This window comes from Pseudonocardia sp. KRD291, assembly GCF_019263595.1.
In the GTDB taxonomy this organism is placed as follows: Bacteria; Actinomycetota; Actinomycetes; order Mycobacteriales; family Pseudonocardiaceae; genus Pseudonocardia.
Genome location: NZ_JADQDD010000008.1, coordinates 1 through 13,774, shown reverse-complemented (window position 1 = coordinate 13,774; position 13,774 = coordinate 1). Strand labels below are relative to the sequence as shown.

General features: G+C 74.3%; 15 protein-coding genes and 1 pseudogene. 9 read left to right on the top strand and 7 right to left on the bottom strand.

What is annotated here, in order from left to right; genetic code table 11:
* Positions 1–10: 10 nt before the first annotated feature.
* The 5 genes from I4I78_RS02565 (at position 11) to I4I78_RS02545 (ending at position 5,832) form a co-directional block, all read left to right on the top strand.
* A complete protein-coding gene (locus tag I4I78_RS02565) occupies positions 11–526 on the top strand; it encodes a (2Fe-2S)-binding protein (protein WP_218609531.1) in 516 nt (171 codons plus the stop codon).
* Complete coding sequence (locus I4I78_RS02560) at positions 523–1,521, top strand: xanthine dehydrogenase family protein subunit M (protein ID WP_218609530.1); 999 nt, start codon at positions 523–525, stop codon at positions 1,519–1,521. Before I4I78_RS02565 ends, I4I78_RS02560 begins: the two co-directional genes overlap by 4 nt.
* A gap of 31 nt (positions 1,522–1,552) precedes the next feature.
* Positions 1,553–3,652, top strand: a complete 2,100-nt coding sequence (locus tag I4I78_RS02555) for a xanthine dehydrogenase family protein molybdopterin-binding subunit (RefSeq protein ID WP_218609566.1) — start codon at positions 1,553–1,555, stop codon at positions 3,650–3,652.
* Positions 3,653–3,784: 132 nt separating this feature from the next.
* The gene (locus I4I78_RS02550; protein WP_218609529.1) at positions 3,785–4,981 is read left to right on the top strand and encodes an alcohol dehydrogenase catalytic domain-containing protein; all 1,197 of its coding nucleotides are present in this window, start codon (positions 3,785–3,787) and stop codon (positions 4,979–4,981) included.
* The gene (locus I4I78_RS02545) at positions 4,978–5,832 is read left to right on the top strand and encodes an SDR family oxidoreductase (RefSeq protein ID WP_218609528.1); all 855 of its coding nucleotides are present in this window, start codon (positions 4,978–4,980) and stop codon (positions 5,830–5,832) included. The genes I4I78_RS02550 and I4I78_RS02545 overlap by 4 nt, the downstream gene beginning before the upstream one ends.
* A 69-nt stretch (positions 5,833–5,901) precedes the next feature.
* Here I4I78_RS02545 and I4I78_RS02540 read toward each other — a convergent pair whose 3' ends face one another.
* The 6 genes from I4I78_RS02540 to I4I78_RS02515 all read right to left on the bottom strand — a co-directional run bounded on the left by I4I78_RS02540 (position 5,902) and on the right by I4I78_RS02515 (position 10,149).
* Positions 5,902–6,231: a hypothetical protein gene (locus I4I78_RS02540; protein WP_218609527.1), complete on the bottom strand. Its 330-nt coding sequence runs from the start codon at positions 6,229–6,231 to the stop codon at positions 5,902–5,904.
* Between the two features lie 78 nt (positions 6,232–6,309).
* Positions 6,310–7,059, bottom strand: coding sequence for a GAF and ANTAR domain-containing protein (locus tag I4I78_RS02535; RefSeq protein WP_226378966.1), 750 nt, complete (start codon positions 7,057–7,059; stop codon positions 6,310–6,312).
* A complete protein-coding gene (locus tag I4I78_RS02530; RefSeq protein WP_218609526.1) occupies positions 7,056–7,844 on the bottom strand; it encodes a GAF domain-containing protein in 789 nt (262 codons plus the stop codon). Before I4I78_RS02530 ends, I4I78_RS02535 begins: the two co-directional genes overlap by 4 nt.
* A gap of 162 nt (positions 7,845–8,006) precedes the next feature.
* Positions 8,007–8,906, bottom strand: a complete 900-nt coding sequence (locus I4I78_RS02525) for an MBL fold metallo-hydrolase (protein WP_226378965.1) — start codon at positions 8,904–8,906, stop codon at positions 8,007–8,009.
* Positions 8,907–8,947: 41 nt separating this feature from the next.
* Positions 8,948–9,787: an MBL fold metallo-hydrolase gene (locus I4I78_RS02520; RefSeq protein ID WP_218609525.1), complete on the bottom strand. Its 840-nt coding sequence runs from the start codon at positions 9,785–9,787 to the stop codon at positions 8,948–8,950.
* Positions 9,784–10,149, bottom strand: coding sequence for a TraR/DksA C4-type zinc finger protein (locus I4I78_RS02515; protein WP_226378964.1), 366 nt, complete (start codon positions 10,147–10,149; stop codon positions 9,784–9,786). The genes I4I78_RS02520 and I4I78_RS02515 overlap by 4 nt, the downstream gene beginning before the upstream one ends.
* Before the next feature lie 265 nt (positions 10,150–10,414).
* On the opposite strand from I4I78_RS02515, the gene I4I78_RS02510 reads away from it, so the two are divergent.
* The 4 genes from I4I78_RS02510 to I4I78_RS02495 are packed head-to-tail and all read left to right on the top strand — an operon-like array spanning position 10,415 to position 12,894.
* Positions 10,415–10,873: an STAS domain-containing protein gene (locus I4I78_RS02510; protein WP_218609524.1), complete on the top strand. Its 459-nt coding sequence runs from the start codon at positions 10,415–10,417 to the stop codon at positions 10,871–10,873.
* 18 nt (positions 10,874–10,891) lie between these two features.
* Complete coding sequence (locus tag I4I78_RS02505) at positions 10,892–11,869, top strand: hypothetical protein (RefSeq protein ID WP_218609523.1); 978 nt, start codon at positions 10,892–10,894, stop codon at positions 11,867–11,869.
* A gap of 48 nt (positions 11,870–11,917) precedes the next feature.
* Positions 11,918–12,616 carry a DUF2267 domain-containing protein gene (locus I4I78_RS33660; protein WP_218609522.1) on the top strand — a complete coding sequence of 233 codons (699 nt, stop codon included), beginning with the start codon at positions 11,918–11,920 and terminating at the stop codon, positions 12,614–12,616.
* The gene (locus I4I78_RS02495; RefSeq protein WP_218609521.1) at positions 12,613–12,894 is read left to right on the top strand and encodes a hypothetical protein; all 282 of its coding nucleotides are present in this window, start codon (positions 12,613–12,615) and stop codon (positions 12,892–12,894) included. The genes I4I78_RS33660 and I4I78_RS02495 overlap by 4 nt, the downstream gene beginning before the upstream one ends.
* A gap of 29 nt (positions 12,895–12,923) precedes the next feature.
* Here I4I78_RS02495 and I4I78_RS02490 read toward each other — a convergent pair.
* Positions 12,924–13,774 (bottom strand): annotated as a pseudogene (locus I4I78_RS02490) (hypothetical protein); the annotation flags it as partial.

Genomic DNA, 13,774 nt, shown 5'->3' with positions numbered 1-13,774 from the left:
GCCGTGGCCCATGGATCCCGACACCACGCTGCGCGTCGACGGCGTCACCCACCACCTCGACCTCGACCCCCGGGCCTCGCTGCTCGACACCCTCCGACAACGGTTGGGTGTGATGAGCCCGAAGAAGGGATGCGACCACGGCCAGTGCGGCGCCTGCACCGTGCTCGTCGACGGCCGTCGCGTGCTGGCGTGCCTGTCGCTGGCGGTGGCGCAGGACGGCCACGAGATCACCACCGCCGACGGGCTCTCCGAGGACGGTGCGGACCACCCGGTGCACCGGGCCTTCGTCGAGGAGGACGCGTTGCAGTGCGGGTACTGCACCCCCGGGCAGGTGTGCTCGGCCGTCGGCGCGCTCGACGAGTTCGCACGCGGCTGGCCCAGCGCCGTCACGACCGACGTCGCCGCCGACCCGGAGCTCGACGACGCCGAGATCGCCGAGCGGATGAGCGGGAACCTGTGCCGGTGCGGGGCCTACAAGGGCATCCGCGCGGCCGTCGCCGACGCCCACCGCGAGGTGTCGCGATGAGGCCCTTCGCCTACCAGGCTCCCGACGACACCGGCGCCGCCGTCCGGTCGGTCGCCGAACGACCCGACGCCGTGTTCCTGGGCGGCGGCACCAACCTGGTCGACCATCTGCGGCTGGGCGTGGTCTCACCCGGCCTGCTCGTCGACGTCACGGCGCTGACCTCCACCGAGATCACCGAGGTCGGTGGCGGCCTGCGGGTGGGAGCCGGCGTTCCCAACTCCGAGCTGGCCGCCGACGCCCGGGTGCGGTCGCGCTACCCGGTCCTGGCCCAGGCCCTGCTCTCCGGGGCGTCCGGGCAGCTGCGCAACATGGCCACCACCGGAGGCAACCCGCTGCAGCGCACCCGGTGCATGTACTTCCAGGACGTGAGCACGCCGTGCAACAAGCGCGAGCCCGGTTCCGGGTGCTCGGCGATCGGCGGCTCCACCCGCAACCACGCCGTGCTCGGTACCTCCGAGCACTGCATCGCGACCCACCCGTCCGACATGGCGGTGGCGATGGCGGCCCTCGACGCGCAGGTGCTCGTGCTGGGCCCGGACGGGGAGCGCACGATCCCGTTCACCGAGCTGCACCGGCTGCCCGGGGACACCCCGGAGCGCGACACCGTGCTCGAGCACGGCGAGCTGATCACCGCGATCGACCTGCCGGAGCTGCCGATGGCCCGCCGCTCGCGCTACCGCAAGGTGCGCGACCGGGCCTCCTACGCGTTCGCGCTGGTCTCGGTGGCCGCCGCCCTGGACGTCGACGGCGGGGTGGTCCGGGAGGCGCGGATCGCGTTCGGCGGCGTCGCGCACGCCCCGTGGCGCGCCCGCCGCGCCGAGGAGGCACTACGCGGCGCGACCGTGTCCGACGAGTCCTTCGCCGCGGCCGCGGCCGCGGAGCTCACCGACGCCCGCCCGCAGCCGGGCGTCGACGGGGGCAACGAGTTCAAGATCGCGCTGCTCACCCGGACGCTGGTCGCCACGCTGCGCGACCTCGCCCGCGAGGAGGCCTGAGATGACCGACACCGACATGACGGGCACCGACATGACACCGGCTCTGGCACCGCACGCGATCGGACGCGACCTGGCCCGCCGCGACGGCGCGGCGAAGGTGCGCGGGACGGCGTTCTACGCCGACGAGTCCCCGGTCGAGAACCCGGTCTACTGCCGGATCGTGGCGTCCACCATCGCCCGCGGGCGGGCGGTCTCGGTCGACACGGGGGAGGCGGAGGGGCTGGACGGCGTCCTCGCCGTGCTCACCCCGGCCACCGCGGAACGCCTGGCCTCGACGTCCGACGCCGAGCTGGCCGTCCTGCAGGACGACCGGGTCGGCTTCCGCGGCCAGATCGTGGGCGCCGTCGTCGCCGAGAGCTTCGAGGTCGCCCGGGACGCGGCGGCCCGCGTGCGGGTGGAGTACGAGGTGGCCGCCCACGACGCGGCGCTGTCCGCGGACCGCGACGACCTCTACACCCCCGACCAGGTCAACCCGACCTACGAGACCGACACCGCCCAGGGCGACATGGCCGCCGCGATGGCCTCGGCGCCGGTGACCCTGGAGCGGACCTACACCACGCCGATGCTGCACAACAACCCGATGGAACCGCACGCCACCACGGCGCTGTGGGAGCCGGACCGGGGCGCGGGCGCCCTGACGCTCTACGACTCCACGCAGGGCGTGCACCCGGTCCGCAGTACCGTCGCGGCGGTCCTGGGCCTGGACGAGGACCAGGTCCGCGTGGTCTGTCCCTACGTCGGTGGCGGGTTCGGCTCGAAGGGGATGCCGCACGCGAACACCGTGCTGGCGGCGATGGCCGCGCGGGCGGTGCCCGGCCGCCCGGTGCGGGTCGCGCTGACCCGCCAGCAGATGTTCTCGCTGGCCGGCTACCGGACCCCGACGATCCAGCAGGTGCAGCTGGCCGCGCAGCGCGACGGCGCGCTCGACGGGATCGCGATCGACGTCGTCGAGCAGACCTCGCGGATCAAGGAGTTCGCCGAGCAGACCGGAGTGCCCACCCGCAACATGTACGCCGCGCCGAACCGGCGGACCACCCACCGGCTGGCGGCCCTGGACGTGCCGGTCCCGAGCTGGATGCGGGCGCCGGGTGAGTGCCCCGGCATGTTCGGGCCCGAGGTCGCCCTCGACGAGCTGGCCGCCGAGCTGGGGATGGACCCGGTGGAGCTCAGGATCCGCAACGAGCCCGACGTCGACCCGGAGACCGGCAAGCCGTTCTCCACGCGCAACCTGGTGGCGTGCCTGCGCCGGGGCGCGGAGCAGTTCGGCTGGCCCGGCCGCGACCCCCGGCCCGGCGTCCGTCTCGAGGGCGGCTGGTGGATCGGGACCGGGGTCGCGTCGGCGACCTACCCCGTCTACCGGATGCCGGTCTCGACCGCCGTGATCGGCTACTCCGGCGGGCGCTACGTGGCCCGGATCGGTGCCGCCGACATCGGTACCGGCGCGTGGACGGTGCTGCCGCAGATCGCCGCGGACGCCCTCGGCGTGCCGGTGCAGGAGGTGGAGGTGCTGATCGGTGACACCGAGTACCCGCCCGCGTCGGTGGCGGGTGGCTCCTCGGGCACCACGACCTGGGGTTCCGCCCTGGTCGCGGCGGCCGAACAGTTCCGGGGGAAGTTCGGGGCCGATCCGCACGAGGGTGACGAGATCGAGGCGTCGGTACCGGAGAACGCAGCCTCCGAGCGCTTCGCCATGCACGCCTACGGCGCGCACTTCGCCGAGGTCGCCGTGCACGCCGACACCGGCGAGGTCCGGGTTCCCCGGCTCCACGGCACGTTCGCCGCGGGCCGGATCGTCAACCCGCGGCTGGCGCGGTCGCAGCTGCTCGGCGGGATGACGATGGGGCTGGGCATGGCGCTGATGGAGGACAGCGTGCTCGACCCGCGCACCGGCCACGTCGTCAACCACGACCTGGCCGAGTACCACGTCGCGACCAACGCCGACGTGGCCGACCTGCGGGCCGACTGGGTCCACGAGGACGACCCGCACGTCAACCCGATGGGGTCCAAGGGCATCGGCGAGATCGGCATCGTCGGTACCGCGGCCGCGGTCGCCAACGCCGCCTGGCACGCGACCGGGGTACGGGTCCGGGACCTGCCGCTGACCCTGGACAAGGTGCTCCCGCCGGCTTGAGCAGCGACGTCCGCCCGCACGCCGCGGGGTGTCCCCGCGGCGTGCGGGCCTCGGCGTTTGCGCCCGACGGTCACGGGTAGCGCTGTGGCGAGAAGCGGGCCCGCCCGCACCCCTCGCCACGATGGGAGCCGCATGCGCGCACTGACCTGGCACGGACGGCGCGACGTCCGTGTCGACACCGTCCCCGACCCGAGGATCGAGGCCCCCGACGACATCGTCGTCCGGGTCACCTCGACCGGCCTGTGCGGGTCGGACCTGCACCTCTACGAGGTGATGGGGCCGTTCCTGAGCGAGGGCGACATCCTCGGCCACGAGCCGATGGGCGTCGTGGTCGAGAAGGGGCCCGAGGTGACCGCCCTCGACGTCGGCGACCGGGTGGTGATGCCGTTCAACGTCAACTGCGGGCACTGCTGGATGTGTGACCGCGGGCTGCAGTCGCAGTGCGAGACCACCCAGAACCGGGACCAGGGCATGGGCGCCTCGCTGTTCGGCTACACCAAGCTCTACGGCCAGGTCCCCGGCGGTCAGGCGGAATACCTGCGGGTGCCGTTCGGCAACTCGCTGCCGATCAAGGTGCCGGACGGCCCGCCGGACGACCGGTTCGTCTACCTGTCCGACGTGCTGCCCACGGCGTGGCAGGCGGTCGCCTACGCCGACACCCCGCCCGGCGGGACGCTGCTCGTGCTCGGCCTCGGCCCGATCGGCGACATGTGCACCCGGATCGCCCGCCACCGCGGGATCGAGCAGGTGATCGGCGTCGACCTGGTGCCGCAGCGGTTGACCCGGGTGACCGCGCGCGGGGTGCACACGATCGACCTGAACATGGGCACCGACCGGGTCGCCGAGGCGGTCGCGGAGCTGACCGGCGGGCGCGGCGCGGACGCCGTGATCGATGCGGTCGGGATGGAGGCGCACGGCTCGCCCGGGGCGCGGATCGCCCAGAACCTGGTGAACCTGATGCCGTCGGGGGTGGGGGAGAAGCTGATGAGCACGGTCGGCTCGGACCGGCTCGCCGCGCTGCACCTGGCGATCACCCTCGTCCGGCGCGGCGGCACGATCTCGCTGTCCGGCGTCTACGGAGGTGCGGCCGACCCGCTGCCGATGCTCACCCTGTTCGACAAGCAGATCCAGCTGCGGATGGGCCAGGCCAACGTGTGGCGGTGGGTGCCCGAGATCCTGCCCCTGCTCGGCGACGACGACCCGCTGGGGACCGAGGACTTCGCGACCCACCACGTCTCGCTGGAGCAGGCGCCGGAGGCGTACTCGATGTTCCAGCAGAAGCGCGACGGTGCGGTGAAGGTTCTGCTGCGCCCGGAGGGGGTCGCATGAGCTCGCCGAACCCGCCCGCCCAGCAGCAGGACCCGCCCGGCCGGACCGGCCCGATGGACCCGGAGCCGCGCGACGAGATGCGCGACTACCGCGGGCGGGACCTCCTGCACGGCACGGTGGCCCTGGTGACCGGGGGCGACTCCGGGATCGGTCGCGCGGTCTGCGTGGCGTTCGCGAAGGAGGGTGCCGACGTCGCGCTGGCCTACCTGTCCGAGGACGACGACGCGGAGTACACCGCGTCGCTCGTGCGGGCCCAGGGCCGGCGGTGCCTGACCCTGCGCGGTGACCTCGGGGACGCCACGCACTGCGGTGACGTCGTCGAACGCACGGTCGCCGAGCTCGGCCGGCTGGACACCGTGGTCAACAACATCGCGACCCAGGAGCCCTACGACCGGCCGGAGGAGATCGGCGACGAGGCGTGGCTGCGCACGTTCGACGTCAACATCCACAGCTTCTTCCGGGTCACCAGGGCCGCTCTGGCGCACCTGCCCGCCGGCGGCGCGATCGTGAACACCGGCTCGGTGAACGGGCTGCGCGGCAACAAGACCCTGATCGACTACTCGGCCACCAAGGGCGCCGTGCAGTCGTTGACGTACTCGTTGGCGCAGTCGCTGACCGAGCGCGGCATCCGGGTGAACTGCGTTGCGCCCGGCCCGGTGTGGACGCCGTTGATCCCGGCGACGATGCCGGCCGAGAAGGTCGAGTCGTTCGGGACCCAGGTCCCGATGGGCCGTGCCGCGCACCCGGACGAGATCGCGCCGTCCTACGTGTTCTTCGCGGCGCCGTCCCTCTCGTCCTACTACACCGGTGAGGTGCTCGCACCGGTCGGCGGCGAGACGATGCCGGGCTGAGGGCCCGGGCCCGGGCCCGTCCGGACGGGACGGACGGGAGGCCCTGGGTGTCCGGGGCCTCCCGCGACCTCAGCCGTCGACCGGGAGGGTGCACGCGCGGACCCGCTCGTGCTCGAAGAGCCGGTCGAGGGCGTCGCGCACCAGGGCGCCCGAGTAGCCGAGCGAGGCGGCACCGTCGGTGCAGTAGCGCGCCCGCCGGCCTGCGGTGGGACCGCGGTCGTGCGCGCACCACTGCAGGTAGTGCTCGGCGACCTCGCGGTAGGTCCGCCGGGTCGCCTCGTTGTCGAGCTGGACGGCAAGCCAGGCGATGTAGGGCGCCAACCGGCCGGCGATCGCGTCGGCCTGCTCGATCGTGCCGTCCGTGGTGGCGGGGCGGGTGCGTTCGGGGGGTGTCGACATCTGCAGTCTCCTCGTGACGTGAGGTGGCACACATACCCGCCGCGCCACGCGTCGACACCTGCTATCGGCCGAGTTTTCTCACCGGCCCGGCGGCTCCAGCAGCGGTGTGGCGTCCAGGGTGGCCTCGGTGAGGCCGCGGGCCACGTCGGCCAGGCGGGTGCCGGTGTCGCGGGCGTGCCGGCGTAACCGCGCGAACGCCTCGTCCATACCGATCCGGGCCCGTTCGGCCAGCATGCCCTTGGCCTGCTCGATGATCACCCGGCTGTTCAGCGCGCCCTGCAGCTGCTCGGTGAGCAGCTCGCGCTCACGGGTGCTGCGCTCGGCGAGGATCGCGATCGTGGCCACGTCGGCCAGGGCCTGACCGACGCGTAGCTCCTGCTCCTGCATGGCCGTGGGGCGGCGGTGGAACAGGTTCAGCGCGCCGATCGTCTGACCGCGCAGGCGCATCGGCAGCGCGTGCACCGCGGCGTAGCCCTCCTGCCGGGCGCGGTCGGTGAACAGCGGCCACCGGGACTCGGTACCCAGGTCGCCTGCGTGCACCGGGGCGGTGGTGGCGAAGCAGTCCAGGCACGGGCCCTGCTCGGCCTGCAGCTGGAACAGCTCGACCAGGTGTGCGGCCTCGGTTGAGGCCGAGACGACCTGCAGGCTGCCCCGCTGATCGGTCAGCAACAGGCCTGCGGCGTCCACGCCGAGCAACGTCACACAGTCGTCGCACAGACCGTGCAGCAGCTCGATCACGTCGAAGTCGGCGATCAGGGTGTCGGCCATCCGGACGAAGGCCGCCACCAGGTCCTTCTCGCGGCCCTGCGACGACATTGCTGTACTCATGATCGTTTCTCCTCGTCGCCCGGCTCCTCGTCGCCGGGCCTGCCCGTGTCGTACGTACTCGTCATCGGTGGTGCTGTGGTGCTGTGCCAGGCCCCGTCGGAGTCCAGGCGCAGCCGGCGGGACACGACGTCGGCGGCCATCTCGGCGATCGGGCGCCCGGTGGCGAACGCGCCCGCGCGCAGCCGGGCCAGCGCCGCGCCCGGGCGCAGCCCCGCCTGCACGCTGAGCATGCCGGTGGCCTGGTGGACCTCCGCGCGCGCCAGCGGCGACCCGTTGAACCAGTCCGACCCGGCGCGGTCCCCGTCCAGGGTGCTCGCGGCCCCGTGTTCGAGCAACGTCCACACCGCCGCGTCCACCGCCGCCAACGCGGCGGCGAGCTCGTCGTCGTCCAGGGAACCGGGCGTGTCGCGGTAACAGTCCAACACGCCGAGCCGGGCCGCCCCGACCGACAGCGGGAACACGAACATGCCCCGCGCCCCGGTCGCCGCGGCGGCCGCCGCGAACACCGGCCACCGCGCGTCGGCGCCGTCGGTGATGTCGGACACCAGCACCGCCCGGCCCGTGGTGAACGACTCCACGCACGGACCGTCGCCGAGGTCGAACTGCAGCTCGTCGATCCGGGCCGCGCCCGCGTCCGTGGCGCAGACCGGCTCCTGCCCGTCCGGGCCGGACATCAGCGTGATCGCGGCGCCGGTCATCGGCACCCACGACACCACCGCCCGGCACACCGCCAGTGCCGCCGCGGACCCGCCGACGGCGACCGCCGTCGCCAGTGCCTGGCTCAACCCGCCCCGGTCAATCATCGGAACGCACCCGTGCGCGCGGGACGCCGGCTTCCTGCCGGGCGGCCCGGGCGGCCCGGGCGGCCCGGGAGGCGTGGACGGCGGGACGTGCGGCGTACCCGCGCCGGGATCGGGTGGTGATGGGCGTGACGCTACACCAGCGCCCTACCGCATCCCGGCGTTCCTCGGCCCCTCCGCGCGGCCCGGTACCGCCGTGGGCCGGGGCAGTGCGGGCAGGTCGGCCGCGGGCGCGTCGACCTGGTCGAAGTAGCGGTGGGCGGAACGCAGGACGGCGCCCTGCGCGTCGTCGGTGATCACGTGGTCCCACCACGCGCTGTAGAGCGAGGAGTACCGGTAGGGCTCGGTGAGGTGCACGGCCCGGCTGATGCGGGCGGGCCGCTCGGGGATCAGGTTGGGGTAGCTGTACATGAACCCGACCCAGCGACGGTCGGGGACCACGTTGAAGATGTCGCCCGCGCACAGGGCGCCGCGTCCGTCGGGGCCGGTGTCCCAGTGCAGGACGGTCCCCCCGGCGAAGTGCACCCCGGCGTTGAGCAGCGTGCGGCCGGGCAGGATCTCCCTGGCCTCGCCCTCCCAGAACACGACGTTGTCGCGGCGCGGGACCCACTGCTCGTCGCGGGCGTGCACGTAGATCGGGACGTCGCCGAGCGCCCGGCTCCAGGTGACCATGCTCGAGTAGTAGTGCGGGTGCGACAGGGCGATCGCGGCGACCCCGCCGAGGCGGCGGACACCGGCGAGTGCGTCGTCGTCGACCAGGGGAGTGCAGTCCCACAGGACGTTGCCGCCCTCCCCGGGCACGAGCAGGGCCCGTTGGGCGATCCCGAAGTCCGGGGTGGTCCCGATCCCGGTCAGCCCGGGCACCTCCTCGCGGACCTCGTTGCGGTACCCGTCCGTGGCCAGGTCGCGCAGGGAGGTCCAGCGCTGACCGTCCCAGCCGACGTGCTCGCGGTCGTCGGCGCAGATCGGGCAGACCGACCGGTCGACGTCGGGCCCGTACTGCACGCCGCAGGTCACGCAGACGGGGTGGTCGAGATCGGAGTCCATGACTGCCGTCCTCCTCGGGTCGTTCCCGGTCGCTCCTGCGCTCACCGGCCGGTCGGGTCCGGGACCGCGCGTGCCGGGAGCGGGGCCGTCTCACCCCTGGCGACCAGGCGCACGCGGGCGTCGAGCATCCCCCGCCTGCGCATCTCGTCGGTGAAATGGCTCAGCGGCGAGCGGAAGACGCCGTAGTCGTCGTAGTGGACCGGGACGACGGCGCCGGGCCGGACGAGCTCCACCAGGTCGGCGCCCTGCACGGCGTCCATCGTGACCAGGACGCCGCCGATCCGGGTGCCGCCGAGGTGGGCCACCATCACGTCCACGTCGGGGTAGCGGTCCCGGACCTCGCGCAGCTCGGGCACGTTGAGCGTGTCCCCGGTGATGTAGACCCGCAGCGACCGCCTCCCGTGCTGCTCGAGGTCGACGATGGTGCCCATCACCGGCGGCAGCGCCCGGTGCAGCAGGGCCGGGCCGTGCCGTCCGGGCACCGCGGTGACCCGCACCCGCTCGGCGTCGTCGCCGAGGGTGTGGCTCTCCCACGTGGGCAGCCCGACCGACGACCCGAAACCCCACCCGCGCAGCGTCCGCGCGGCCGACGGCGTGGTCAGCACGGGCAGTGAGCGGTCCAGCTCGCGCCGCGCGACGTCGTCGAAGTGGTCGCCGTGCAGGTGCGAGAGCAGCACCGCATCCAGCGACGGCAGGTCGGCGATCGTCATCGCCGGGTCGGTCGTCCGGCGCGACGAGAGGCCGTAGCCCAGCTTCGCCCGCTGCCCGCGGTGCAGGAAGTTCGGGTCGGTCAGCAGCGTGTGGCGGCCGAGGCGCAGCACCGTGGTGGCGGTCCCGACGAAGGTCAGGGACGCGTCCGCCGCAGGTTCGGCCGAGCTCACGGTTCGACCTCACCGATGTCGTCCGGACCCTCCGGGTGCTGGCGGCAGCGGTCGGTCTCCGGGCGGGCGCTCAGGCGCTCGTCGTCGATCGGCTCGCCGCAGACGACGCACCGGCCGTAGCTGCCGTCCTCGACGCGCTCCAGCGCCGAGAGCACCTGCCGGCGTCGACGGCGCAGCGTGCCCGTCGTCAGGTCGCGGTCCATCGACTCGGCCACCCGGGACCCGCTGTCGGCGATGTCCATCCCGTCGGCGCTGCGGTCCTCGACGACTTGGCCGGCACGGTCGGAGACCTCGGTCTCGACGTCGGCGTCGATCTGCTTCAGCTCGGCCTCGAGCAGGCCGCGTGCGTGGTCGGCGTCCAAGGGTCCTCCTCGGTGGCGGGTGCGGGGCCGGAACGGTCCGGTCACTGGTCCGGTCACTGCGGTACCCGTACGAGCGCCGCGCAATCATCGCCGCGGCCCTTGGGGAAAGGGCGTCGCCGGACCGCACGGGCCCGGTCGGGGTTGAGGGCCCGCGCTCCGAGCGGTTAGGATTCTCGATCCGGTTGGACCCACAGCCGTCCGAAGTCGAACCGCGCCGTCCCCGGCCCGGTCCGACCCCCTCGCGGAACCGGACGGGACTGTGACCATGCGCTTCCGGAACGACATCGTGCCCCGGCCGGGCGCCGGCGACGGCGACGGTTCTCTGCCCGACCACGGCGACGGCCTGCCGGGACCGTCGCGCCTGCTGCTCAGCACGCACGGACGTCCACCGCGGTGCCGGGTCCGCGTCCGCGGGCACCTCGACCCGGCCACCGCGCCCACGCTGGACGTGCTGTGCGACGACCTGCGCGACGCCGGGGTGCGCTACCTCGCCCTGGACCTCTCCGAGCTGAAGTTCGTGGCCGAGACCGGCCTGGGGGTACTGATCCGGGTCGACCGGCGATTCCGCGACCTGCGGGGCTGGGTGGTGCTGGTGCACCCGACCGAGCGCACCCGACGTGTGCTGGAGATCGCCGGACTCGGGGGCACCCTGACCGTGCATCCGCACCAGGTACTTCCGCCGCACCCGGCGGCCCCGCGGCCGCGGAGTGTGACCCGGGCCTGACCGGGTAGACCGCACGCCGTGGGAGTCATTCTTCGAGGTCTTGTCCGTGGCGCGACCGCCGGTGCTGCCGGTACCACCGCGCTGAACGCCGTCAGCGGCGCGGACGCCGCGATCCGCGGCCGTCCGGGCAGCGACGCGCCGCAGGAGCTGGTGGCCGCGCTGGTCGACGACGCCGGCGTCACGATCCCCGGCCGGAAGAAGGAGCGGGAGCGCCGCATCGCGGCGCTCGGCCCGCTGGCCGGGACCGCGTCCGGGGTACTGGTCGGGGCGGCCGCGGGCGCCCTGCGCGCCGCCGGGCTCCGGTTGCCCACCGCCGTCGGCGGCCCGGTCCTCGGCGTGGCCGCGATGCTCGCGAGCGACGTGCCGCTCGCGCTCACGCGGGTGTCGGACCCGCGCAGCTGGAGCCGCTCGGACTGGATGTCCGACGTGGTGCCGCACCTGGCCTACGGCGCCGTCACGCACCGGACGCTGGTCGCCCTGTCCGCCGCCGACGACGAAACCGGCCGGGCCGCGCCGGTCCGGGCCGGTGCGCTCGGGCGGGCGGCAGCGCTCGGGCTCGCCACCGGGTCGCGCAGCTCGGCCGGCCTCGCCGCGGTGGCGCTGACCTCCGGAGCCCGGGACCGGGGGCTCGCGGGCCTGGCCGGCGGGCGGGCGGCGACCGGGGTGACGCTGGCGCTCGCCGCGGGCGAGCTCTACGCCGACAAGCAGCCCTTCATCCCCGACCGGCTCGAGCCGCAGGGCCTGGTGCCCCGGGTGGTGCTCGGTGGCGGCACGGCCGGTGCGGTGGCCGCCCGCGACGGCGACGATCCCGATCTGCCCACGCTGGTCGGGGCACTCTCGGCGGTGGCGGGCGCGGCGGCCGGGATGCGGTTGCGTGCCGTGTCGGCGCGCCGGTTCGGGTCCGACCGCCCCGGCGCGCTCGCCGAGGACGTCGTGGCGGCGCTGCTCGGCTGGCTCGGTGCCCGCCGCAGGACTACCCCGGCCCGATCCGGGTAGGCGCGCAGTTCCAGACGTGAACGCGAGACAGCGCCGAGAGGAGAGTCCGTGGCGACCTATCAGGAGTTCGTGGAAGGCGTCCGGGACCGTGCCGGCCTGCAGGATGCCCACGAGGCGCGCGAGGTCAGCGGGTCCGTGCTGGGCGCGCTGCTGCGCGCGGCCCCGGCCGAGGAGCGGCAGCGGATCGTCGACGCGCTGCCGGGTGCGTTGGGGTCCGAGGTGACGGTGCCGGTGGGCTCGGGCCCGGCGAGCGGGCCCGAGCTGCTCGACGAGCTGGGACGGCTGGTGTCACGGCCACCCGAGCAGGCCCGCTACCTCCTGCAGGCCGTCCTGGCACAGCTTCGGGAGCAGGACGGCGCCCTCGTCGACGAGCTGGCCGGGCACCTGCCACCGGAGACCCGGGACGCGCTGTCCGAGGCCGGCGACAGCCCGGGGCGCGCGGTGACGACGACCCCGGAACGTCCGACCGAGCTGGACGGGGACGACGTCGCCGCCGGTCTGCGGGACCTGGAGGGGTGGAGCGGCGACGAGCGCGGCATCTCGCGCACGGTCGCGCTGCCCGAGGACCGCATCGACCCGCTCGTCGAGCGCGTCGAGCGCGAGGCGCGCCGCTCCGACGACCACGTCCGGGTCAGCCGGGAGGCCGGTGCGGTCACGTTCACGCTGCGGACCCGCGGAGAGGCGGTCACCCGCCCGGACCTGGAGCTGGCCGGCCGTATCGACACGGTCGTGGGTGGGACCGGATGACGGCGTCGGGCCCGGTGGCCGAGCGGGGCGACGACGGCGACCCGGCGCGGGCCCGGGTGGGCAGCGCCGACGTCTCCGCCCGGATCGCGGTCGAGTTCGCCACCTTCCTGCCCGCCGAGGTCATCGCCGAGGTGATCCGGGACTGCCGCCGCGACCTGCAGGGCGTCTCCCCGGAGATGATGCCCGAGCTCCTCGAACGCCTGGCCCGCCAGTGCCTTATCGACCGGTTGCCCGACGGCGGCAGCGCGCACCGGTCCGGGAGCGGCGCCGACCTCTGATCCGGCGTCGGCCGCTGCGCGGGATCGACCTACCGGCGGGCCGGGGAGTCGAGCTCGCGGACGACACGTCCGATCGTGTCCCGGACCGCCATCGGGGTCCACGGCCGTCGGGCAAGGGGCAACTCCCGCAACGCGCGGTCGTAGCGGGCGTTGACGGCGATGTCGTGCGGGAACCTCCGCCGGTCCAGCGCCGGGAAGCGCGCCCGCGCGCCGTGCCGGCGCACGACCGCCTCCCACTCGTCCGGGGTGGCGATGCCCTCGGAGTCGGCGCCGTGCTGGAACAGCAGCAGGTCGACCGTGCGGTAGGGCTCGGCCCGGGCGAGGTGGTCGTCCAGGGCGCGCAGCGCGGGTTGCACGGAGAAGAACGTCCAGTAGGGGACCGAGGCCGTGGTCAGCGTCCGCCACGGGTCGCCGAGGACGAACGAGGGCACGAGCAGGCGCTCGGCCGCCTCGCCCCGCCTCCGGTACCAGTCGCGCATGACGCCGGCGACGGCGTGCGAGGGCGCCTGCGGGCCCTGGTAGGTGACGCGGAGCAGGGGATGGCCGTGGGCGGCGCACCAGCTCTCGACGGCGGCGCCGAGACCGGGGTCGGCCCCCCACTCGGCCTCCGGTGCCTCGTCGTCGGGCTGCGGGGCGTGCGGTTCGCGCATGTAGGTTCCGGGGTCGCGGCCGCCCTGGGCGCCGGTCTGGAACACGTGCCGGTCGCCGACCCGCACCACCGGCCAGGTCGAGGTGTCCTCGACGAGTACGACCGGTGCCCCGGGAGCGAGACGCTCGTGCAGGAAGCGCGCGTAGGCCTCGGGCAGGGCGCTCCACTTGGTCCGGAAGTAGGTCATCCGGGAGACCATCAGCTCGTCCTGCACGTGGTCGTGCATGTGGT

What these genes read in the sequence shown, in the direction of transcription:
- I4I78_RS02550 (WP_218609529.1), top strand. Translation starts at nt 3,785, where the DNA reads ATGCGCGCACTGACCTGGCACGGACGGCGCGACGTCCGTGTCGACACC.
- I4I78_RS02540 (WP_218609527.1), bottom strand. Translation starts at nt 6,231, where the DNA reads ATGTCGACACCCCCCGAACGCACCCGCCCCGCCACCACGGACGGCACG.
- I4I78_RS02565 (WP_218609531.1), top strand. Translation starts at nt 11, where the DNA reads ATGGATCCCGACACCACGCTGCGCGTCGACGGCGTCACCCACCACCTC.
- I4I78_RS02510 (WP_218609524.1), top strand. Translation starts at nt 10,415, where the DNA reads ATGCGCTTCCGGAACGACATCGTGCCCCGGCCGGGCGCCGGCGACGGC.
- I4I78_RS02525 (WP_226378965.1), bottom strand. Translation starts at nt 8,906, where the DNA reads ATGGACTCCGATCTCGACCACCCCGTCTGCGTGACCTGCGGCGTGCAG.
- I4I78_RS02495 (WP_218609521.1), top strand. Translation starts at nt 12,613, where the DNA reads ATGACGGCGTCGGGCCCGGTGGCCGAGCGGGGCGACGACGGCGACCCG.
- I4I78_RS02545 (WP_218609528.1), top strand. Translation starts at nt 4,978, where the DNA reads ATGAGCTCGCCGAACCCGCCCGCCCAGCAGCAGGACCCGCCCGGCCGG.
- I4I78_RS02535 (WP_226378966.1), bottom strand. Translation starts at nt 7,059, where the DNA reads ATGAGTACAGCAATGTCGTCGCAGGGCCGCGAGAAGGACCTGGTGGCG.
- I4I78_RS02555 (WP_218609566.1), top strand. Translation starts at nt 1,553, where the DNA reads ATGACACCGGCTCTGGCACCGCACGCGATCGGACGCGACCTGGCCCGC.
- I4I78_RS02560 (WP_218609530.1), top strand. Translation starts at nt 523, where the DNA reads ATGAGGCCCTTCGCCTACCAGGCTCCCGACGACACCGGCGCCGCCGTC.